Raw genomic sequence first — 20328 nt, 5'->3', positions numbered from 1 at the left:
AGAAAAGCCCTGCTCCAAGGTATTAATGAAGCAGGGCTTTTGCTTTGTACCGACGATTTTACTCAACTGGCCCCAGATCTTTGCTAGCCGGCCCCGTGATCACTTTGCCAAACGGATCGAAGCGCGAGCCATGGCATGGGCAGTCCCAGGAGCTTTCCACTTCGTTCCAGTGCACAACGCAGCCCAGGTGGGTGCATACCGCCGAACATTGGTGCCGCACACCATCCTGGTCACAGTACACAGCCACTTTCTTCATGCCACTGCGCATGATCTTGCCCGTGCCGGGCATAACCTCCATGGGGTCGTTTACTTCGCCGGGTGTCACAAAGTCTTTGAACTGAGCGGCCACGTTGATATTCTCTTTCAAAAACTCTCCGACAGACTTGGTATTTTTACGGCCAGGATCATAAAGCTTTTCCCAGGCGTTTGGTCTTCCCTGGATCAGATCAGTGATCAGCATACCTGCAATCGTGCCATGCGTCATGCCGTGGCCTGAATCGCCGGTCGCAATGTACACATTCTCGGAATCGCCCGGATTGCGGCCAATAAAGCCGAGCCCGTCCACTGGCTCCAGCACCTGACCCGACCAGCGGTAAACCACTTCCTTCGCCATCGGGAAATGCTTGCGCGTCCAGCGCTCCAACGCATCGAAGCGCTGACTCAAATTATCTCCCTGACCTGTTTTGTGGTCCTCGCCACCCACGATCAGCAGGTCCAGCTCATCTGCATTTTCACCGCCTGTTTTGCCTTTCAACAGTCGAACGTAGTGGTAAGGGTCTTCCATGTCCCAATACAGCGCATCCGGCACTTCGCCTTGCCGTACGGCCACGCCAATGGCATAGGTTCGGTAGGGCGCCTGCTTTGTGTGCATCGTCACCATATCGTTGATGGGGGTGTTGGTTGTCACCACCAGGTGGTTCGCGGCCACAGCATGTCCTTCTTTCGATACAACCGACACTACAGGGCCTGTTTCAAATCGCTCTGCCTTGGTTTTGGTGAAGATCCGGCCACCTGCATTTAGAAAGGCATTCGCCAAAGCTGACAGGTATTTCAGAACATGAAAGTGGGCCTGGTTTGGGTACTCCAAACAAGGGTACTCCGTCAGAGAGCTCAATGGGCTGTGTTTGCGAAGCACCACATCCATCCAGCCAATCTTTTGAAGGGCCTCTAACTCACGCATCAAATCCTCCTGTTGCTGGTTGTCTGTGGCAAAAAGGTAGCCGTCTACTCGCGCGAAGTCGCAGTCGATTTTCTCATCTTTGATGATCTCCTCTATCTTGTCGATGGCCTTTCCGTGGCTTTGGGCAGCCAGTCGCGCACCTTCCTCACCAAAAAGGCGGATCAATTCATCAAAACGCTCATCAAGCGCGTTGGATAAGTGGGCCGTGGTGCGGCTGGTCTCGCCGCCCCCAATTTCTTTGGCCTCCAGCAACACCACATCACGCCCCTCCTTGGCCAGCAGGTAGGCGGTGGTGATGCCTGCTATACCTGCACCCACAATGCACACATCACATTTAATGTTATCCTGCAGGGGGCTTGTCACTGGCATGGCTATATTCTCGACCCACACGGGTAAAGTAGCTCCGGATTCTCTTTTCATAGTTTTTTTGGTTTTGCGATAGCTTACAGTGGCTTATACTTTTTGCTCTTTTAACAGTAAGAAAGCCAGTTGCATAGGATACGCGGGTATAGGCCTAATGTTACCGTTACGGCCAGCAGCAGGCTATACCTATACCTTGATTTAAAAGAGAATTGCTAACTTGGAAAGAAAAAAGACAGCGACATGCACACACCCGAGCAGTCCATGCCCACCATTTCGTGGCAGCATTTTGAGCAGACAGATATACGAGTAGGCACCATTTTGGAAGCAACGGAGTTTCCGGAGGCGCGCAAACCAGCCTATAAATTACTGATTGACCTGGGCCCTTTGGGGCAGAAGAGATCGAGCGCCCAGATCACGAAACACTATACCCTGGAGGAACTGCCGGGCAAGCAAGTGCTGTGCGTGGCCAACCTTGGTAACAAACAGATCGGCAAGTATATGTCGGAAGTACTCGTGACAGGTTTTGCCGACGAGAACGGCGATATCGTGCTGGCGCAGCCCGCTGGTCGCGTGCCTAACGGCAGCAAGCTGATCTAATTAGTTCGCCATCCGCATACCGTCATTTAAAGGCACCGGGGGCTGCCCCTGCCTGGTTGACGTTGTGTCGGTGGCACGTAATTTAGCCTCGCGCACACTCAGTGTGTCCAGGATGATCTCATAGAGCTTATCCATCTTAGCCAGGTTGTTCAGGTAGTAACGGTAGGTTTTGCGAAATTCTTCCTCTGCTACACCATGATTGTCCAGAATCTGCTTTTGCTCTTTGTTAAAGACCATCAGCGCCGTATCAGGGTAGAGTACATAGTTCTCGATGCGGGCTTCGGCAATATGCACATCCGCCAGAATCTGCACCATTTGCTGTTCCGGCAGTAAATCGGCAGGGCGTTTTTCTGTGCTCTGGCCGCAGCTGGTTAGCACGGCGAAGGAAAGTAGGTATAAAATTCGTTTCACGAATGTAATATTACGGGAATATGTCCTAATTTTAAAATCTGAGGCAAAGCCCCTACCCCATGAAGGAACTTGTTCAAAAGCTGCGCAAGTACGAAATACGCATCCGCAAAGCCATCAATACCCAGATGCAAGGCGATTTCCACTCTGTTTTTAAAGGAACGGGGCTGGAGTTCGACGACGTGCGCGCCTACCAGTACGGCGACGATGTGCGCTCCATCGACTGGCACGTATCGGCCAAAGGACAGGGTACTTTCGTGAAAACCTACCGGGAGGAAAAAGAGCAGTCGGTTTTCCTGATGCTCGATGTGAGCGCTTCCCAAACCGTGGGCACCGGCCGCCAGCACAAGCTGGATGTTGGAAAGGAAATCTGTGGTGTGCTGGCCCTCGCAGCCGCCCGTCAGCAAAGCCAGATCGGCATCATCTGCTTCAGCGACCAGAAGGAGCGCTACATTAAACCAGCTAAAGGTATAGAGCAGGCCTATACCTTGATCAAGGCTTTGAATGATCTGAAACCAAAATCAGTAAAGACCAACCTGGCCGCCGGCATCAAACTAACGCTGGACATTGTGAAGCGGCGCAGCATTATCCTCCTCATCTCTGATTTCATTGATGTAAACTACGAAAGGGAACTGGCCATGCTGGCCAAACGGCACGACCTGATCGTGATTCAGCTGTTGGATCTCCGGGAACGCAGCATGCCAAGCCTGGGCATTGTGCCGGTGGTTGACAAGGAAACGGGAAAGACGATCTGGCTCAACACATCCGGTGCTGAATTCAAAGAGCATTATTTTGCGCAATATAAACAAAACCAGGACCGCGTGATCAGGATCTGCCAGAAATACCAGGCCAACTACCTGGCCATACAGGCCAACGAAGACTATGTAATGCAACTGGTCAATTTATTCCGCCTCCGTAACCGAACCTCTAAGAAAAGTGCGTAACACCCTGCTTATATTATTGTGTTTGATTTCCATGGGCACGCAGGCGCAGCAGTTGCTTCCTCCTGAAGGAAGTTTCAGCAAAGACTCGGTGTATATCGGGGAATTGGTGCGCTATACCCTGGTGCACCGGCATCCGGCTGCGCAGGAAGTTATCCTCCCGGACTCGAGTCACAACTTTGCTCCTTTCGAACTGGTGCGTCAGGATTATTTCCCCACCATCACACGCGCCGGCATCAGCACAGACAGCACCGTCTATACCTTACGCACGTTTGACACCTCGCCTGTGCAGTTGCTTGAGTTGCCTGCCATTGTGCTGCAAGGCAAAGATACGCTGCAGGTGGTGTCGCCCATGCAAAAAGTGGTGTTGCGGCAGTTGGTGAAGCAAGTCGACACTCCCCTGCAACTGCGCACGCAAACCAACCTGGCCCCGGTAGAGGAACGATTCGACTGGCCGATTCTGCTGATCTGGATCGTAACTATTCTGGCGCTTGTGACCCTGATATGGCTGATCTTTGGTCAGACGATCAAAATAAAATACCAACTGTACCGCCTGCGAAAAGACCACCTGTACTTTAACTCCAGGTATAACTCCCACGTCGACCGCTTCGTGAAAACAGGCGTGCCGACGAGCATGGAGAAGGCCGTGGCGCTCTGGAAAAACTACCTGACAAAACTGGAGCGGAGCGCGATCAATTCGTTCACGACGAAGGAGATTGTGGAATATTACAACGACGACGAGCAGGTGAACGTGGCGCTACGCCTGTGCGACAAGGCCATTTACGGCAACGTGACTGCCGAACCCGATCAGGAAACAAACCAGGCACTGAGCATGCTCCGCCGATTTGCCCGCAGCCGCTACAAAACCCATCGCGAAATAACCGGAAATGCTAGAAATAAGCAGTGACATGCTGGACTGGCTGAGCCTGGAGTGGTTTAGCCTGAGCACGATGCGCTCGTTTGACTGGGTATACCCATTGGTATTATATGCCCTGCCAGTCGTGCCGCTCATCTTCCTGTTCAAAGGCCTGCTCCGCTACAAATCGCGCAGCAAGCTGGATATGGCCATGTTCGAGGGCAGTGTGCGCTGGCAATGGTCGAGCCTGCTGCGCTTTGTGCCGGAAGTGGTTTACATGCTGTTTGTGATGCTGGTGCTCCTGGCCCTGGCACGACCGCAGCGTATAAACGAACAGGTAGAGCAAACAGCCGAGGGCATCGACATTGTGCTGGTGCTGGATGTATCGGGCTCCATGGAACTGCAGGACATCAAACCCAGTCGCCTGGAGGCAGCCAAAGAAGTGGCGATCGATTTCATTAACGGTCGTGTGGCCGATCGGATTGGCTTGGTGGTCTTCGCCGGCGATGCCTATTCCCTGGCCCCGCTCACCACCGATTACGAACTACTCCGCGAAAGCATTCGCTCTATTGAACACCGGATGATCCCGAACGACGGCACGGCCATTGGCAGCGCGCTTGCCGTGGCCATCAACCGCATGCGCGATTCCAATGCCAAAAGCAAAGTGGCCATTCTGATCAGCGACGGAGAGAACACGGCTGGTAGTCTGGACCCTAACATGGCAGCTCGCCTGGCATACGCGCACCAGATCAAGGTATACACGATTGGGATAGGAAAAGACGGCCTGGTGCCTTACGATGTGGATGCGGATGGCAAAACCTTGTTAGTAGAAACACAGTTAGACGAAAAAAGTCTGCGTGAAATATCCAGTACCGGCGAGGGCCAGTTTTTCAGAGCTGACTCACGCGATGGGCTGCAGGAGATTTTCCGGAACATCGACAGGTATGAGAAAACCGAGGTACGCGAAAAGCGCTTCCGCGATACCTACGACTACTACCAGGTATACCTGAAGTGGGCCCTGCTGCTGCTCGTATCCTGGATGCTGCTGAAGAATACTTTCATGACCAATGTGCTCGAAGACTAGGAAGTTTGAGAGTTTGCAAGCTAGAAAGTTAGAAAGACGAGGTAAGGTATAGCTGTTTCTTTAAACCTATGCCTGCTTTGACCTGTACCTGCTTTGCAGAAGAGCGCAAATTACGTAGAACACAAACATAAAACTATGTCTGATATTGCTGATAACATCCGTTTTTTTGACGAGAAACTACGTGGTACACCTTGCCGCCTGGTAGCTGTTTCCAAAACCCACTCGCCCGAAAGAATTATGGAGGCTTATGAGGCGGGGCATCGGATTTTCGGTGAGAACAAGGTGCAGGAACTGCTGGAAAAGCGCGATCTATTGCCCCACGACATCGCCTGGCACCTCATCGGGCACTTGCAGACAAACAAGGTAAAGCAGATCGCCCAGTTTATCGACACGATCCAATCTGTGGATAGCCTCAAACTACTGGTGGAAATCAACAAGCGGGCGGAACAGTTTAACCGTACCCTTCCCGTTAACTGCATGCTGCAGTTCGATATAGCCGACGAAGAAACCAAGTTTGGCATGAGTTACGACGAGGCGGTCGCCCTGCTGCAAAGCGAGGAGTACCGCAACATGCATTTCATCCGTATCACAGGAGTGATGGGCATTGCCACCAATACCGAAGATCAGGATAAGCTGCGGGCTGAGTTCAGGACCCTGCGAAATCACTTCGAAAGATTGAAAGAAACTTTCTTTGCCGCCAACGACGACTTCAAAGAAATCTCAATGGGCATGACCTCCGATTGGGAACTTGCTTTGGCTGAGGGCAGTACACTGATACGCGTGGGCAGCGGCATTTTTGGTGCTCGCAATTACAACAAATAATGATACCTTACACCATCTTTTCACGCTAAACCAACCATCACATGCAAGAGAACACCAACGGGAACATGGAAGCCAATTACAGAAAGTTCATCCAGCGCATCGTCGAAACCGAAAGCGTTTGGGGGCTGACACACGACGATACCTGGGCCACTTCGAGCTCTGCCGAGTACGAAGAAGCGGAGGTTATCCTGTTCTGGTCCGACTCGGCAGGCGCCAAGGTTTGCGCCGAAGACGATTGGAAAGACTATGCCCCCGAATCCATCACACTGGTGGAGTTTCTGGAGAACTGGTGCGTGGGTATGTACGGCGACGAGCTCCTGCTCGGCCCGGATTGGGATGCCAGCCTGGTGGGCCGCGAAATGGAGCCACTGGTGGTGGCACTGGATGTGATTAATGAGCTGAAGCACAAAGGCAAAACCCTGGAGTTCTCGCAATACGACAGCCAGGAGGAGTTTGAAGAGCAGGTGATCGAAGCGCTGGAAGGCGAAGACGAGTAAGCTGCTGCAGCACCGGGCAAACGGGCAGGTATAAGAATTAACGATTTCTTAACGGGCGGAAGGCACCGCGCAACCTGCCAATAAGCCTATCTTGCTGCAAAAATCTTTCGCATGCTGAGAATCCTGCTGTTTGCCTCCTCTCTATATCTGATAAGCTCCTGCACCATGCCTGCACAAAAAGGCGCTATACCTGATAGCACTGACCGGCTCATGCCAGCCTTCGACCTGGAAGGCCATCGGGGCGCCCGCGGCCTGATGCCAGAGAACACCATTCCGGGCATGATCCGGGCGCTGGAGCTGGGTGTAACGACCCTGGAAATGGACACGCACATTACCCGGGACAAACAGGTTGTCCTTTCGCACGACCCGTATATCAACCCCGAGCATGATCTTCTTCCCGACGGCAGCGAAATACCGGAAACAGACAAGCACAAGTATGTGCTCTACCAACTGGACTATGACACCATTCGTACGTTTGATGCCGGCTCCAAATTCTACGATAAGTTTCCGCAGCAGCAAAAGCTCGCAACTTATAAACCCCTGCTCTCCGACCTGATCGACTCGGTGCAAGTATACCTGAAGCAGCAGCAATTGCCACAGGTATACTACAACATCGAAACAAAGTCGAAGCCAAGTGGAGACGGAAAATTGCACCCCGCTCCCGATGAATTTGTGGACTTGCTGATGGGTGTGATTGAAGCGAAAGGTATAGCGGAGTGGGTCATCATACAGTCTTTTGATGTTCGTACCCTGCAAGTGATGCGACAACGCTACCCGCATGTCAAAGCATCGCTTTTGGTGGAGAACATGAAAGGGCTGAACAAGAACCTGGAAGCGCTTGGTTTTATACCTGATATCTACAGCCCCTATTACCGCCTGGTCACACCTAGACTCATCAGCGATTGCCATGAACGCGGCATGAAAGTTATTCCCTGGACGATAAACGATCTTTCGGAAATGAAGCGGCTACAAGAGATGGGCGTTGACGGCTTGATCTCAGATTACCCAAACCTGTACCGGGAATTATGAAATGGAGGATTAATGTCGGAAATTAGCGGCTGAAATAACTTAATACCTAAAATCGTGACTCAAAAAGCCATTCTTCTTATAGCCAGCACGCTCGGAGCTCTTAGTGTGATGATCGGTGCGTTTGGGGCGCATGCCCTGGCGCCAATGCTGCGTGCCACCAACCGCGTCGAAACTTTCGAGACGGCCGTGAAATACCAGATGTACCATACCTTGGCCCTGCTGGCGGTGGGGCTGTTGCTATTCAAGATTGAGCATCCGGCTTTGCAGATTGCTGCCTGGGCTTTCCTGATCGGTATCATCATTTTCTCGGGCTCCCTCTATACCTTGATCCTGACCGGTGTCACCTGGATGGGTGCCATCACCCCAATCGGCGGAACAGCCATGATCGTGGGCTGGGCGGCTCTGTTCTATGCCATTCTGAAAGCGCTTTAAGGTATAGCAAGCCTACAAAACAGAAAGGCTCCCGGCAGATAACCGGGAGCCTTTCTGTTTTATGAAGGTATGGAAAGCCTTACTGCGTTTTAGCGGCAGTAGCAGGTTTTTCTTTTATGTTGGCTACGATGTACACATAGGTGGGCTCACCTGTGTTGGAGTGGATCGTAATGGCTTTCTTTTGCTGCCCCATGCGGCCGGCGCTGTTATACTTCGCTTTTACGAAACCAGTCTTGCCGGGCATCACGGCCTCTTTGGTCCAGGCCGGGGAGGTGCAGCCGCAGGTAACGTCCACACGGTCAATCACCACCGGTTGCGTACCTGTGTTGGTGAACGTAAAGGTATGCTCTACCACATCGCCTTGGGTAATCTCCCCGAAGTTGTGCTCTGTAGCCTCAAACGTAATAGCCGGGCCTGATTTGGCCTGAGTTTGCGTAGCGGAAGTTTGTTTTGCAGGAGCTTGCTGCGCCACGGCACCACCGGCTACCAGTGCCGCCATTGCAAAAGACAGGATAAACTTTTTCATATGTATTAAGGGTTTAGCTAATGCTGTTACGGTTTGTCTGATGTTAAGTTCCAACGTTTTGGCGAGTCATCCAAATATATCAGTCAACCAATAGTTGTTTGTTAAAGTTCAGCAGGTAGAGCTCTTCCGACGATCGGGTGAGCGCTGTATACAGCCAACGTGCAAACTCTTCGTTTATCATATCATCCTTCAGAAATCCCTGGTCCACGAACACCGCTTTCCACTGGCCACCCTGTGCCTTGTGGCAGGTAAGCGCATAGGCGAACTTTACCTGCAGGGCGTTCAGGTAGGGGTTCTGCTTCATCTCCTTGGAGCGCTCCCGCTTGTTTTTGATGTCGAGGTAGTCCTGCAACACGGCATCATACAGCTTTTTATTCTGGTCGGCTGGCAGTGCAGGGGCATCGGTATACAAGGTATCGAGCATGATCTTGACTTCCAGTTCTTCTTCCTCGGGGTAGTCAACGAAGCGCACGCGCACATCGGCAAAACGCAGGTCGTACATGTCCTCGTAGCGGATAATCTTGGTGATCTCAACGAAGTCGCCATTGGCCATAAAGCCAATATTTGACTCCTTGGGTAACCAGAAGTAGTTGTTGCGCACGATCATCAGAAAGTCCCCCACCCCAATCTCGTCCTCCGAGAAGAAGATCTGCCGCCGGATGTGCTGGTTATACAGGTTAGCTGACTTATTGGAGCGGCAGATCACAATGGAGTTCTCAATACCGAACTTGTCATAAGCATAACGCAGGCCATCCTCGAGCTTCTCTCCTGTCATGCGGTAGATGTCGCGCCAGCCCTTGGTATGCAGTTGGATTTCGGGTTTATCGCCCTGCAACTGGTTGCGCAGCTGGGTGGCGTTCATGAGTATACCCGACGACTCCGCCTGGCGCATCACCTGCCTTAGCTCCAGTTCGTGCACCTGGCACCGAAAGTTACTTTTAAGGTAATCGGCATTAAGCGCCGGGCTCAAAGTCTGGTTAACCGGCGGCAACTGCGCCGTGTCACCGATCAGTAGCAGTTTGTTGCTCTTGTTCTCAAACACATAACCCAGCAGGTCCCGCAACAACCCATTCTGACCGAAACCGCTATCGTCCGAGATCATCGACGACTCATCAACGATGTAGAAGGTTTTGTCTGCCTTGTTGGGCATCCGCGTAAAAGCCAGTCCCTCGGAGTACGGGTTGGCTGTCTGCCGGTAGATCTTTTTGTGGATGGTGAAGGCTTTGCGGCCGCTGTACGAAGCCATAACCTTGGCAGCACGCCCTGTTGGGGCCAGCAGCACATATTTATACCCAAAGGTGCGCAGAATCTTCACCAGTGAGGTTACAACCGTTGTTTTACCTGTACCGGCGTAGCCTTTGAGCAGAAATACCGATTTCTCGGATTCGGAATCAGAAATAAATTCGTCAAGCTTGGCAAATAGCCGCGCCTGGTCCTGGGTAGGCTCAAACGGAAAACTTGTTCTTAATGCCTCTACTGGACGCATGAGTTAAATTATTGAGTGAATGAGTGAATGAGTGAATTAATGAGTTTGGGAATTAGGGAGTTTAGGAGTTGGTGAATAAACATGGATCATATTCGAGCAGTATGATTGCTGAATGTCAAATAATATACTGTCTGGCTTCTTTTGCACAAGCGACCTGCTATCTGGTCAACTCTTAAACTCCTCAACTCTCTAACCCCTCAACTCATCGGGAGCGATATTGGCCATGGAGGCGCTGGCTTTGGCTATGAGCAGCGGCTCGGCTGCTCCTTTTACCACATATACCTCGGCCTCACAGAAATTAATTTTGCGCCCCTGCTTCAGCACGTAGCCTTTGGCCAGCAATTTATCGCCCACACCCGGATGAAAGTAAGAGACTTTAATTTCGGCTGTCACCACATGGTGGCCTTTTGGCACCAGGCTTACTGCGGCAAAACCAGCTACAATATCGGCCAGTGTGGCAATAAGGCCACCATGCGCAAAGCCTTTGTGCTGTTTGTGCTTCTGTTCCAGCACCAGTTCTCCTTCTACCCGGCCCACATCAATTTTAGTCACTTCGAAGCCCATGAGCTTCATAAACTCCTGCCGCTCCAGCTTTTCTTTTATATCCGCCCTAAAATCGGGGTTAAACGTCTGTATCATTTTGTAAATTTACCACCTATACCCCGCTATCGCAAACATGAATACTCTAAACCCCAATGCTGCGGCCTATGCTGGTAAAGTCAGGCTGCGCGTGTGTGGCATCTGCCTGAAAGATAATAAACTGCTGCTCGTACGGCATCAGCCAACCCTCCACAACACGGCCTTTTGGGCACCACCCGGCGGCGGACTGCAGTACGGCGAGTCCGTAGAGGCCTGCCTGGTGCGGGAAGTGCTGGAAGAGACGGGTTTGCAGACAAAAGTGAAGCGCTTTCTTTTTGTGAATGAGTTTCTGGAGGAGCCGCTTCAGGCAGTGGAGCTGTTCTTTGAGCTGGAACTTGTAGGAGGTGAGCTGACAACAGGTATAGACCCGGAGGCAAGCGCTGACCAGCAGCTGATCGAGGAGGTAGCTTTTCTGAGCCTGGAGGAGATCCGGCAGATCCCGTTGCGAGACAAGCACCGCGTCCTGCATTACCTTTTCTCTCTCGACGATCTGTTTGGTTTGCCGCATCACTTCGTGCAGGCATGATCCTTTTACTTTATTTTTAGTATACTTGCATAGCACAATATAGCAACCTCGAGCTCCTATACCTTGAACACCATCAACACACATTTCCGGCTTTCCTATCAGCTACAGGATGAGGCTTTTCAGCTTTCGCAGGCGGGCAACTGTAACCTGTACATTGCCATCAGCTCCAAAGCCATGCGCCTGGCCGTAGCCGATGTGGAGCGAAACAAATTCGTTGCCCTGGAGGATTATGAGCTCATTACGGTGTTTACGCCGCTTCAAATTGCCGAGCAGCTACGGTTGATTGCCGACCAAAGTCCCATTTTGCAGGAGCAGTGCTGGCTGAATATCCGCATCAGCATCAGCAACCAGTTCTTTACCCTTGTACCAGAAACACTGTTTGACCCGGCCCACCAGGAAGACTACCTGCGCCTGCACAGCAACCTCGACCCTCAGCAGCACGTCATCCTCTACAACCGTACGTTCGGCCTCGATGCCGTGAATATTTTTGCAATTGACGGTGTGTTGTTCCGGATGCTCCGAAGTTTTTTCCAGGAGCGCTCGGTCCATTTCACGCACCAGACCAGCGCCCTGATCAAAAGCCTGCTACATCAGACAGACCGTAAAGCAGGCCGTACCATGCATCTGTTCGTGGAACGTAACTATGTAACCGTTGTAGTGATAGACGAGAATGGCCTGCAGTTCTGTAACGTGTTTCATTACCTGAGCCCGGAAGATTTCATTTACTTTGTCATTTTTGTGATGCAGGAGCAGAAGATGAATCCAGAGCAGGAAACCATCACCGCCTGGGGCGACATCACCCCAGACTCCAGCCTCTTCAACATGCTCAAAAAGTACATCAGGCAGGTAAAATTTGGCAAGCGCCCCACCGATGTGGGCTACAGCTACAAGTTCGACGACCTGTTCGACCACCGCTATTTCGAACTCTTCAGCTTGCACTTTTGTGAATGAGTGATTGAGTGAGTTAGTGAATGAGTGATTTATTAAATTATTGATGGTCAAATAGTTGCAATTCTTGGACCGTTGGACAATCATAACTGTCATTAAACCACCACTCCTGCCCCGAAATTCACGTTGTTAAGAATACACCCACAAACAATCAGCAATCAACAATTAAACAATCTAGTCATTCAACCCCCAGCCAACCCACTCATTTACTAACTCAATCAACCATGAAGAGAACTGCTATTTTCCCAGGATCGTTTGACCCCTTTACCAATGGCCACCTGGATGTGGTGTTGCGAGGTTCCAAAATGTTTGACGAGATTGTAATTGCCATCGGCAACAACAGTAGCAAGCAGCGCTACATTCCGGTAGAGAAAATGGTTGAAGTGATAAACGGGATTTTTAAAGACCAGCCCAATATACAGGCGCAGGCTTATAAAGGGCTGACGGCAGAATTTGCCCGTGAAGTGGGTGCCACGTTTTTGCTGCGGGGCTTGCGCAACACCACCGACTTCGAGTACGAAAACACCATTGCGCAGGCAAACCGCCACATCAATCCCGAACTGGAGACCGTTTTCCTGATCACCTCACCCGCCTTGGCAGCGATCAGCTCCACGATCATCCGCGAAATTCACCGTTTCGGGGGCAATGTCGACGACTTTATACCTTTCCGGATTTCAGAGATTGGAGATATTCCCGCACAATAAAAGCAATGGAGGTATAGGCTTTTGGTAGCACTTCCATGGCCTCTTCCGGCGTCATCCAGCGCACTTCCTCTATAAATTCCTCGGCCTGAGGTTTCATCAGGCTGTCATCGGTGCAGGCCATCAGGTACCAGCTGGTCTTCTTGAGTATCTTCTTGCCTTTGTAAGCATAAGAGTGCCAGGTTTTGGGCAGCTTGCTGAGCACCTCCACCGTAATGTTGCACTCCTCTTCTACTTCGCGGAGGGCGCCGGCTTCTACCTTTTCACCTTTATTCAATTTTCCTTTCGGTAGGTCCCATACACCCAGTCGGTAAATCATCAAAATCTTCCCATCTTTCAGCACCAGTCCGCCGCCAGCCTTCACGATCTTGAACTGATCCTTGAGGTGCTCGATCAGCTGTTTTTTCTTATTGGCTACCAGCGTCAGGGAGTTTAATTTCTTCAGCTTCTTTACTTCCATCAGCCGCACGATGCGGTCAATCAGTTGCGGATCAGCACGTTTGATGAGCACATCCCCTACCAGGTCCTTGGACGTGAAGTGGTTTTCAGCATCGAGCACGAGGTCATAATGATGACGGTATACCTTCTCGTTTGACTTTTTGAGGATAAGCGGAATATCGTTAATAAAAACGTTCATAGGGAAAGGTGCTCGTATATCAGGCTTGAAATTTACACAAATCAATCAATATTTCGCTGTAAAGAAAATACAGGTTCGGTAAAAAGGGGAAATATTTCTTAAATTCGGCCATGGATAATCAGACGACAGCACATCAGGTTGCCTCTTTTCTGTTGGAGACAGAGGCCGTAAAATTGAGACCAGAACAGCCCTTTAAATGGAGCTCCGGCTGGAATTCGCCCATTTACTGCGACAACCGCGTCACCCTGTCCTTTCCGCATATCCGCAGCTACATCAAGCAGCAGCTCGCTGAAATGATCAGGCAAAACTTTCCGGAGGCGGAAGCGATAGCAGGCGTGGCCACGGCAGGTATAGCGCAGGGTGCCCTGGTGGCTGATCTGCTCGAAATGCCATTTCTTTATGTACGCCCGCAGCCAAAGACCCATGGCATGGCCAACCAGATCGAAGGCAAGCTGATCTCGGGTCAGAAAGTGGTGATGGTGGAAGATTTGATCTCGACAGGCGGCAGCTCCCTGAAAGCTGCAGAAGCCGTACGGTCAGCAGGTGGCGTTGTGATCGGCATGGCTGCCATTTTCACCTATGGCTTTGCTGTGGCAGAAAAGAATTTTGAAGAAGCAGGTATACCGCTGCGATGCCTCAGCGATTACCAGGCACTGACAGAAGCGGCCATGCAAAACGGTTACATACCAGAATCGGCTATGCCAACGCTGGCAGAGTGGCGCCAATCGCCGGAAACCTGGAAGGTATAATAATTTAGGACAAAAGAGCTTTTGACAAAGGACAAAGGAATTCTATCAACGTACAAAAGACTTTTTTGAAGCACAGCATGAAAATAGGCCTCCTCTCTGACACGCACGACTATGTGGACGATCAGATCCTGCGCCTGCTCGAAGGCAGGGACGAGATCTGGCATGCCGGCGATTTCGGTACTGCCAGGGTAGCGGAGCGACTCGGTGAGGTGGCCCCCCTTCGGGGTGTTTATGGCAACATTGATGGGCAGGACATCCGGTTGCTATACCCAAAAGTACTTCGTTTTGTAGCGAACGGGCTGGATGTGCTGATGACACACATTGGTGGCTACCCGGGCAAATACCACCCTGACATACGCCAGGAAATCAAAACGAATCCACCTGGTTTGTTCATCACGGGCCATTCCCACATTCTCAAGATCATGCCGGACAAGAGTCTGAACAACCTGCTGCACCTGAATCCGGGTGCGGCTGGGAAGCACGGTTTCCACCAGGTACGCACCATGATGCGCTTTTCTATTGAAGCCGGGCAGATACGCGACCTGCAAGTGATTGAGCTGGGCAAAAGGGCATAAAAAAAGCGTGCCTGCTGGTGCAAGCACACTTCGAAGTCTTTTCAAAACCCGCCAACCGAAGCTTTCACAGCGTTGGCAGGCAGATGGTTTTACTTTGCCGTATAAGACTACTCAGCAGAAGCTTCTTCTTCCTTCTTGTTCTTTGGCGCTTCGCCGAACTGAGCACGCAGCTCGTCCATGTCCACGTTCTTGATAACTGGTGTCAACAACAATTGCTTAATTCTGGCAACCTTGTTGTTTGCTCTTGCCTTATTCTTACGGTCTTTTCTTTTAAGTCTAGTAACTCCCATCGTTGCAAAATTTAAATTTGAAGGGCAAAAGTAAGTTATTATTTTTACAAAGTAAAGTATTTACCGCATCAAATTCTATATGACGATAACAGATCTCCGATCCGACACCGTAACCCGGCCAACGCCGGCCATGCTACAGGCCATGTTTGCCGCTCAGGTGGGCGACGACGTATACCAGGAAGATCCGACCATTAATGCGCTCGAGCAAAAAGCAGCCGACCTTTTTGGTCTGGAAGCAGGGCTTTTCTGCCCGTCTGGCACCATGACGAACCAGATTGCCATCAAGGCCCACACCGAGCCCATGACGGAGGTGATCTGCGATATTACGGCGCATATTTACCAATATGAAGGAGGAGGCATCATGTTCAACTCCGGGGCATCGGTAGCGCTGGTGCACGGCGAGCGCGGAAAGATGACGCCAGCCCAGGTAGAGGCGCACATCCGTCCGGATAACATCCACTACCCTCCTACCCGCCTGGTTGCCTTAGAGAACACCTGCAACAAAGGAGGTGGCTCCTACTATACCTTACCCGAGATCGCAGCGATTTCGGAAGTGTGCAAACGCCACGGCATTGCCCTGCACCTGGACGGTGCCCGTGTGTTCAACGCATTGGTTGCCTCCGGCGAGAATCCGCAAGAGTATGGCAAGTATTTCAACAGCATTTCGATCTGCCTTTCCAAAGGGCTCGGTGCGCCGGTCGGCTCGCTTTTGCTAGGCAATAGAGACTTCATCAAAAAATCGCGCCGTATCCGAAAAGTACTGGGGGGCGGCATTCGCCAGGGTGGCTATCTGGCAGCAGCAGGCATCTATGCACTCGACCATCATGTGGAGCGCTTGGCCGAAGATCATGCAAAAGCCAAACAACTGGAAACTGTCTTAAGTCAAAGCGATTACGTGGAGTATGTGCTACCTGTACAGACCAATATCGTGATCTTTAAGCTCAATGACCGATATAAAGATGCTGATTTTGTAGCAGCCTTGGCAGAAAACAATATCCGGGCATCCAGTTTCGGGCCTCAGATGGTGCGCTTCGTTACCCACCTCGATGTGAGCGACGACATGCTGCAGCATGTGCTGGATGTATTGCAGCAACTTAAAAAACAGCAAGTAGAGGTATAGCTTCGGCTATACCTTCTTCATTTTCATGGCTACCGATATGAGCTTCACACTGCCTGACTACCCGGCCACTGAAGTGATGGCCGTTTTCTCCAAAGACCCAATACTCACCAGGATTGTAGGTCAGGGGAAACCGCTTTCCTCATCCCGCTCCGAGGATGTTTACTTTAGGCTGCTCAGCGCCATCGTGTCGCAGCAACTCAGCACAAAAGCAGCGGCTACTATTTTCAATCGATTCAAAGGGCTATACACCGATCAATATCCGCACCCTCACCTGGTACTGGAAACACCCAATGAAACGCTGCGAGGCGCAGGCTTGTCCTTCCAAAAGATTGGCTATGTACGCAACGTGGCTGCGTTCGCACAAGGGGGAAACCTGGAGCATGCCGTGATTGATGCGATGGAAGACGAAGCGCTGATTCAACACCTGACCCAGATCAAAGGCATTGGCCGTTGGACAGTGGAAATGCTGCTAATGTTTGCCCTTGAGCGGCCGGATGTGATGCCGGTCGACGACCTGGGCATACAAAATGCAATGAAGCGACACTACGGGTTGGAGCTAAGTGGCAAAGAGCTAAAAGCCAGAATGATCGAAATAGCTGAGAACTGGCGGCCTTACCGCACTATAGCCTGCAAGTATCTGTGGCAGTCGCTGGATAATATGCCGAAGTAGACGCTATACCTACCTCACCTTCGCCCTTTTCACCAGATAGCTATACAGCACCTTGTCAAAAGGTTCGCTGATGTCGACGGGTACAAAATCAATTTTATACTGCCCGCATTTGAGCTCCAGCTCTTTTTTATACCTGGCAACGGCACTTTGATAGTGGGCTCTTACCTGCGAGGGTTGTAGCTTCAGTTCCTGGCCTGTCTCCACATCCACAAACACATAAGGACGCTCGGCAAAGTCGAACTCCTCCTCTGTGCGCCGGTCCATCACATGAAAGATCAGCACTTCGTGTTTCTGGTGCTTGAGGTGTTGCAGGGCGGCAAAAATGGCGTCGCTGTTTTCGTGCTGACCGAGCATGTCACTAAAGATGACCACCAGCGATCGCTTCGGAATTTGCTGGGCAATTCGGTGGATGACTGCGGCGACATCGGTCTGCGCACGGGTTGGCGCTTCTTCCAGCTGTTTTTGCAGGAGCAGCAGCAAAGTATGCAGGTGCGAGGCTGTCGAGCGAACCGGCGTTTGCTGGCGAATGGTATCGGCGAAGGTGACAAGCCCCACCGCGTCGCGCTGCTTCCGGAGCAGAGTGGCCAGGGCAGCGGCACACAATACGCTAAATGTAAGCTTCCCATGGTTCTCTACCGGGTAGTACATAGAATGGGAAACATCGAGCAGGATGTGGCAGCGCAGGTTGGTCTCTTCCTCGAAGCGCTTTATAAAGAGTTTGTCGGTGCGGGCGTATACCTTCCAATCGATGTGGCGGGTGCTTTCGCCGCTATTATAAAGGCGGTGTTCCGAAAACTCTACCGAGAAGCCGTGGTAAGGCGACTGGTGAAGTCCCGTAATAAAGCCCTCCACCAGCTGCCTGGCCAGAAATTCCATGTTTTCAAATTTCTGAACATCGGCTAGGGTGAGGGGCTTCTTCATACAGGTATAGGCTTATTTCTTTCCGGTCGGCTTTATCTCAGAAACGATGGTGGCCATTTCAGGTTGTCCGTCATCGGGCAGTTCCTGCAGCTGTACCGATGCAATTCCCTCCCGGATCACCTCGATCTGCTGAGCAGCCGCCCTGGACAGGTCGATGAGGCGGTGCCTGCTGTGGGCCATGCGGTCGTTGATGCGCACCACCACCGATTTGCCGTTGCGCACATTGGTTACCTGCACAAATGTATTAAAGGGCAGTGTGGCATGTGCGGCAGTGAGCTGCGTTTTGTCATAGCGTTCTCCGTTAGCTGTCCGGTGCCCATGCATGCGGTCGGCGTAGTAAGAGGCCTTGCCATCAGCGGAATACAGGGCCGCGCCCGAGTCGAAAGAAAAGAGAAATACTAGTATAAGTGAAAGCAAATTCATACTATACTATATTTGGTCCGGTGGCAAATATAGAATTAATTCTCTATAGGGCTGTAAAAGAGCTAAATTTTAAATTCAAAAATTTTTATATATCAGAACAATATGTTAGTTTTAGGTTCAGAAAGTTGAATTTAACGTCTATAACACGGTGGAAGAGAACAACGACAAAGCAGAAATTTATTCCCAAAGAGTAAGAGCAGGGAAGAGAACGTATTTCTTTGATGTGAAATCAACTCGCTCAAATGACTTCTATGTGACGATCACAGAGAGCAAGCGCAAGTTCAAGGATGATGAGTTCTCGTACGAGAAGCACAAGATCTTCCTTTACAAAGAGGACTTCGTGAAGTTTATGGAAGCCTTGCAGGGAACAATCGATCACGTTAAATCTGAACTTTTGACAGAAGAGGCTCTTGCCGCCCTCGAAAACCCAACCGAAGCCGAAACTGCTCCGGTGCCGGTAGCCACTGCCGAGGTGTCTTTTGATGAAGAACTGAAGTGGGAATAATCTCCCCGTTTTTAGTTTAGCGACCGAGAGCCCGTGTTTCCAGCACGGGCTTTTTTTATACCTGCCTCCCCTGCCCTAAACTGCGCGAATTTTCGTATCTTTGCGCCCTGATATAAAACAAGATAAAGATAAATGGGACTAAGATGCGGAATCGTGGGACTGCCAAACGTGGGCAAGTCCACTTTGTTCAACGCTATTTCGAATGCCAAGGCAGAGTCTGCCAACTACCCTTTCTGCACCATCGAGCCGAACGTGGGTGTGATCACAGTGCCGGATGAGCGCCTTCAGATTTTGGAGGAACTGGTGAATCCTCAGCGTGTATTGCCAACCGTGATCGAGTTTGTGGACATCGCCGGTCTGGTAAAAGGAGCCAGCAAAGGCGAAGGCTTGGGCAACAAGTTCCTGGCCAACATCCGCGAAGTAGATGCCATCATTCACGTGGTGCGTTGCTTCGAAGATCCGAACATCGTACACGTTGCCGGCAAAGTAGACCCTATCTCCGACAAAGAGATCATCGATACCGAGTTACAACTAAAGGACCTGGAGTCGATCGATAAAATGCTGCAGAAAGTGCAGCGCTCCGCCAAAGCCGGTGATGCCAAAGCCAAAAAGGAATTGGCCATTCTGGAGAAATACAAGAACCACCTCGAGCAGGGTCTCAACGCCCGCAGCCTTGAAGCGTCGGAAGAAGATAAGGAAACAGTTAGCGAACTCAACCTGCTCACCGACAAGCCGGTGATCTATGCCGCCAACGTAGACGAGAACTCGATGCTGGAAGGCAACGAATACTCCAAGGCACTGGAAGAGCATGTGAAAAACGAAAACGCGCAGGTGGTGCTGATCTCGGCCTCCATCGAAGCGCAGATCGCGGAGCTGACCGATCCGGAAGAAAAGGAAATGTTCCTGGCCGAGTATGGCCTGAAAGAGTCTGGTCTGAACAAGCTGATCCGTGCCTCTTACGACCTGCTCAACCTGATCACCTACTTCACAGCCGGTGTTAAAGAAGTACGCGCCTGGACCATCGGCAAAGGCTGGAAAGCGCCTCAGGCAGCGGGTGTTATCCACTCTGACTTCGAGAAAGGCTTTATCCGCGCCGAGGTGATCAAGCTGAAAGATTACCAGGAGTATAAGTCTGAAGCGAAGATCAAAGAAGCCGGTAAAATGGCTGTGGAGGGCAAGGACTACGTGGTGCAGGACGGCGACATCATGCACTTCCGCTTTAATGTGTAAACAGTTAACAGTTAGCAGTAAACAGTTAGCAGTAAACACCGCTCCCTGAGCGAAAAAAAACAGTTACCAGGCAGATGTCCGGTAACTGTTTTTTTATGCGATTCTATTTTTACTTACTGCTTATTGATCCATGTTTACTGCTAACTGTTTACTGCTAACTGTTTACTGCTAAC

General features: G+C 51.1%; 25 protein-coding genes. 17 read left to right on the top strand and 8 right to left on the bottom strand.

Annotation, left to right across the window (positions count from 1 at the left end; genetic code table 11):
- Positions 1-58: 58 nt before the first annotated feature.
- On the bottom strand, positions 59-1600 hold the full coding sequence (locus BD749_RS01330) for an FAD-dependent oxidoreductase (RefSeq protein WP_101442582.1): 1542 nt from the start codon (positions 1598-1600) through the stop codon (positions 59-61).
- Between the two features lie 183 nt (positions 1601-1783).
- On the opposite strand from BD749_RS01330, the gene BD749_RS01325 reads away from it, so the two are divergent.
- Positions 1784-2140 (top strand): tRNA-binding protein, encoded by a 357-nt coding sequence (locus BD749_RS01325; RefSeq protein ID WP_101442581.1) that lies wholly within the window; start codon positions 1784-1786, stop codon positions 2138-2140.
- Here the strand turns inward: BD749_RS01325 and BD749_RS01320 are convergent, their stop codons facing one another.
- A complete protein-coding gene (locus tag BD749_RS01320; protein WP_245868598.1) occupies positions 2141-2551 on the bottom strand; it encodes a DUF4296 domain-containing protein in 411 nt (136 codons plus the stop codon).
- 59 nt (positions 2552-2610) lie between these two features.
- Between BD749_RS01320 and BD749_RS01315 the strand changes: the two genes are divergently transcribed.
- The 7 genes from BD749_RS01315 (at position 2611) to BD749_RS01285 (ending at position 8209) form a co-directional block, all read left to right on the top strand.
- A complete protein-coding gene (locus BD749_RS01315; RefSeq protein ID WP_101442579.1) occupies positions 2611-3492 on the top strand; it encodes a DUF58 domain-containing protein in 882 nt (293 codons plus the stop codon).
- Positions 3485-4396, top strand: coding sequence for a hypothetical protein (locus BD749_RS01310; RefSeq protein WP_143741209.1), 912 nt, complete (start codon positions 3485-3487; stop codon positions 4394-4396). The genes BD749_RS01315 and BD749_RS01310 overlap by 8 nt, the downstream gene beginning before the upstream one ends.
- Positions 4377-5429: a vWA domain-containing protein gene (locus BD749_RS01305; RefSeq protein ID WP_101442577.1), complete on the top strand. Its 1053-nt coding sequence runs from the start codon at positions 4377-4379 to the stop codon at positions 5427-5429. Before BD749_RS01310 ends, BD749_RS01305 begins: the two co-directional genes overlap by 20 nt.
- A gap of 135 nt (positions 5430-5564) precedes the next feature.
- On the top strand, positions 5565-6251 hold the full coding sequence (locus BD749_RS01300; protein WP_101442576.1) for a YggS family pyridoxal phosphate-dependent enzyme: 687 nt from the start codon (positions 5565-5567) through the stop codon (positions 6249-6251).
- A 41-nt stretch (positions 6252-6292) separates the two neighbouring features.
- Entirely contained in the window at positions 6293-6748 is a 456-nt protein-coding gene (locus BD749_RS01295; protein ID WP_101442575.1) for a DUF2750 domain-containing protein, read from the top strand.
- Between the two features lie 165 nt (positions 6749-6913).
- Positions 6914-7777: a glycerophosphodiester phosphodiesterase family protein gene (locus BD749_RS01290; RefSeq protein ID WP_245868595.1), complete on the top strand. Its 864-nt coding sequence runs from the start codon at positions 6914-6916 to the stop codon at positions 7775-7777.
- A gap of 54 nt (positions 7778-7831) precedes the next feature.
- The gene (locus BD749_RS01285) at positions 7832-8209 is read left to right on the top strand and encodes a DUF423 domain-containing protein (protein WP_394341653.1); all 378 of its coding nucleotides are present in this window, start codon (positions 7832-7834) and stop codon (positions 8207-8209) included.
- Positions 8210-8288: 79 nt separating this feature from the next.
- Here BD749_RS01285 and BD749_RS01280 read toward each other — a convergent pair whose 3' ends face one another.
- The 3 genes from BD749_RS01280 to BD749_RS01270 all read right to left on the bottom strand — a co-directional run bounded on the left by BD749_RS01280 (position 8289) and on the right by BD749_RS01270 (position 10860).
- Positions 8289-8735, bottom strand: a complete 447-nt coding sequence (locus BD749_RS01280) for a DUF1573 domain-containing protein (RefSeq protein WP_101442572.1) — start codon at positions 8733-8735, stop codon at positions 8289-8291.
- Between the two features lie 79 nt (positions 8736-8814).
- On the bottom strand, positions 8815-10221 hold the full coding sequence (locus BD749_RS01275; RefSeq protein ID WP_101442571.1) for an ATP-dependent DNA helicase: 1407 nt from the start codon (positions 10219-10221) through the stop codon (positions 8815-8817).
- Between the two features lie 189 nt (positions 10222-10410).
- Positions 10411-10860: a PaaI family thioesterase gene (locus BD749_RS01270; RefSeq protein WP_101442570.1), complete on the bottom strand. Its 450-nt coding sequence runs from the start codon at positions 10858-10860 to the stop codon at positions 10411-10413.
- Between the two features lie 37 nt (positions 10861-10897).
- Between BD749_RS01270 and BD749_RS01265 the strand changes: the two genes are divergently transcribed.
- From BD749_RS01265 to coaD, 3 genes are all read left to right on the top strand, one after another.
- Positions 10898-11386 (top strand): NUDIX domain-containing protein, encoded by a 489-nt coding sequence (locus tag BD749_RS01265; protein ID WP_101442569.1) that lies wholly within the window; start codon positions 10898-10900, stop codon positions 11384-11386.
- A 63-nt stretch (positions 11387-11449) separates the two neighbouring features.
- On the top strand, positions 11450-12337 hold the full coding sequence (locus tag BD749_RS01260; RefSeq protein ID WP_101442568.1) for a DUF3822 family protein: 888 nt from the start codon (positions 11450-11452) through the stop codon (positions 12335-12337).
- A gap of 221 nt (positions 12338-12558) precedes the next feature.
- Entirely contained in the window at positions 12559-13038 is a 480-nt protein-coding gene (gene coaD / locus BD749_RS01255; protein WP_101442567.1) for a pantetheine-phosphate adenylyltransferase, read from the top strand.
- Here the strand turns inward: coaD and BD749_RS01250 are convergent.
- On the bottom strand, positions 12992-13672 hold the full coding sequence (locus BD749_RS01250; protein ID WP_101442566.1) for an NUDIX hydrolase: 681 nt from the start codon (positions 13670-13672) through the stop codon (positions 12992-12994). The two genes, coaD and BD749_RS01250, sit on opposite strands and share 47 nt — an antisense overlap.
- A gap of 110 nt (positions 13673-13782) precedes the next feature.
- Here BD749_RS01250 and pyrE point away from each other — a divergent pair, with 110 nt between their 5' ends.
- The 4 genes from pyrE (at position 13783) to BD749_RS01225 (ending at position 17076) form a co-directional block, all read left to right on the top strand.
- A complete protein-coding gene (gene pyrE / locus BD749_RS01245; protein ID WP_101442565.1) occupies positions 13783-14421 on the top strand; it encodes an orotate phosphoribosyltransferase in 639 nt (212 codons plus the stop codon).
- A gap of 77 nt (positions 14422-14498) precedes the next feature.
- On the top strand, positions 14499-14996 hold the full coding sequence (locus tag BD749_RS01240) for a metallophosphoesterase family protein (RefSeq protein WP_101442564.1): 498 nt from the start codon (positions 14499-14501) through the stop codon (positions 14994-14996).
- 369 nt (positions 14997-15365) lie between these two features.
- Positions 15366-16406, top strand: a complete 1041-nt coding sequence (locus BD749_RS01230) for a threonine aldolase family protein (protein WP_101442563.1) — start codon at positions 15366-15368, stop codon at positions 16404-16406.
- A gap of 25 nt (positions 16407-16431) precedes the next feature.
- Entirely contained in the window at positions 16432-17076 is a 645-nt protein-coding gene (locus BD749_RS01225) for a DNA-3-methyladenine glycosylase family protein (protein ID WP_245868592.1), read from the top strand.
- A gap of 9 nt (positions 17077-17085) precedes the next feature.
- Here the strand turns inward: BD749_RS01225 and BD749_RS01220 are convergent, their stop codons facing one another.
- Entirely contained in the window at positions 17086-17997 is a 912-nt protein-coding gene (locus BD749_RS01220; protein ID WP_101442562.1) for a DUF58 domain-containing protein, read from the bottom strand.
- A 12-nt stretch (positions 17998-18009) separates the two neighbouring features.
- The gene (locus BD749_RS01215; protein WP_101442561.1) at positions 18010-18420 is read right to left on the bottom strand and encodes a septal ring lytic transglycosylase RlpA family protein; all 411 of its coding nucleotides are present in this window, start codon (positions 18418-18420) and stop codon (positions 18010-18012) included.
- Positions 18421-18568: 148 nt separating this feature from the next.
- Here BD749_RS01215 and BD749_RS01210 point away from each other — a divergent pair, with 148 nt between their 5' ends.
- Positions 18569-18925 carry a DUF3276 family protein gene (locus BD749_RS01210; protein WP_101442560.1) on the top strand — a complete coding sequence of 119 codons (357 nt, stop codon included), beginning with the start codon at positions 18569-18571 and terminating at the stop codon, positions 18923-18925.
- A gap of 132 nt (positions 18926-19057) precedes the next feature.
- Complete coding sequence (gene ychF / locus BD749_RS01205) at positions 19058-20155, top strand: redox-regulated ATPase YchF (RefSeq protein ID WP_101442559.1); 1098 nt, start codon at positions 19058-19060, stop codon at positions 20153-20155.
- Positions 20156-20328 lie beyond the last annotated feature (173 nt).

The sequence above is a fragment of the Pontibacter ramchanderi genome, from assembly GCF_002846395.1.
In the GTDB taxonomy this organism is placed as follows: Bacteria; Bacteroidota; Bacteroidia; order Cytophagales; family Hymenobacteraceae; genus Pontibacter; species Pontibacter ramchanderi.
The sequence above is the reverse complement of the archived record's forward strand: the minus strand, read 5'-3'. Positions and strand labels throughout refer to the sequence as shown.

Bases quoted from the DNA above. Each gene is read 5' to 3' on its own strand.
- coaD (WP_101442567.1), top strand. From the start codon at position 12,559: ATGAAGAGAACTGCTATTTTCCCAGGATCGTTTGACCCCTTTACCAAT.
- BD749_RS01230 (WP_101442563.1), top strand. From the start codon at position 15,366: ATGACGATAACAGATCTCCGATCCGACACCGTAACCCGGCCAACGCCG.
- BD749_RS01275 (WP_101442571.1), bottom strand. From the start codon at position 10,221: ATGCGTCCAGTAGAGGCATTAAGAACAAGTTTTCCGTTTGAGCCTACC.
- BD749_RS01290 (WP_245868595.1), top strand. From the start codon at position 6,914: ATGCCTGCACAAAAAGGCGCTATACCTGATAGCACTGACCGGCTCATG.
- BD749_RS01215 (WP_101442561.1), bottom strand. From the start codon at position 18,420: ATGAATTTGCTTTCACTTATACTAGTATTTCTCTTTTCTTTCGACTCG.
- ychF (WP_101442559.1), top strand. From the start codon at position 19,058: ATGGGACTAAGATGCGGAATCGTGGGACTGCCAAACGTGGGCAAGTCC.
- BD749_RS01225 (WP_245868592.1), top strand. From the start codon at position 16,432: ATGGCTACCGATATGAGCTTCACACTGCCTGACTACCCGGCCACTGAA.
- BD749_RS01300 (WP_101442576.1), top strand. From the start codon at position 5,565: ATGTCTGATATTGCTGATAACATCCGTTTTTTTGACGAGAAACTACGT.
- BD749_RS01305 (WP_101442577.1), top strand. From the start codon at position 4,377: ATGCTAGAAATAAGCAGTGACATGCTGGACTGGCTGAGCCTGGAGTGG.
- BD749_RS01315 (WP_101442579.1), top strand. From the start codon at position 2,611: ATGAAGGAACTTGTTCAAAAGCTGCGCAAGTACGAAATACGCATCCGC.
- BD749_RS01325 (WP_101442581.1), top strand. From the start codon at position 1,784: ATGCACACACCCGAGCAGTCCATGCCCACCATTTCGTGGCAGCATTTT.
- BD749_RS01280 (WP_101442572.1), bottom strand. From the start codon at position 8,735: ATGAAAAAGTTTATCCTGTCTTTTGCAATGGCGGCACTGGTAGCCGGT.
- BD749_RS01220 (WP_101442562.1), bottom strand. From the start codon at position 17,997: ATGAAGAAGCCCCTCACCCTAGCCGATGTTCAGAAATTTGAAAACATG.
- BD749_RS01240 (WP_101442564.1), top strand. From the start codon at position 14,499: ATGAAAATAGGCCTCCTCTCTGACACGCACGACTATGTGGACGATCAG.
- BD749_RS01250 (WP_101442566.1), bottom strand. From the start codon at position 13,672: ATGAACGTTTTTATTAACGATATTCCGCTTATCCTCAAAAAGTCAAAC.
- BD749_RS01270 (WP_101442570.1), bottom strand. From the start codon at position 10,860: ATGATACAGACGTTTAACCCCGATTTTAGGGCGGATATAAAAGAAAAG.
- BD749_RS01330 (WP_101442582.1), bottom strand. From the start codon at position 1,600: ATGAAAAGAGAATCCGGAGCTACTTTACCCGTGTGGGTCGAGAATATA.
- pyrE (WP_101442565.1), top strand. From the start codon at position 13,783: ATGGATAATCAGACGACAGCACATCAGGTTGCCTCTTTTCTGTTGGAG.
- BD749_RS01265 (WP_101442569.1), top strand. From the start codon at position 10,898: ATGAATACTCTAAACCCCAATGCTGCGGCCTATGCTGGTAAAGTCAGG.
- BD749_RS01295 (WP_101442575.1), top strand. From the start codon at position 6,293: ATGCAAGAGAACACCAACGGGAACATGGAAGCCAATTACAGAAAGTTC.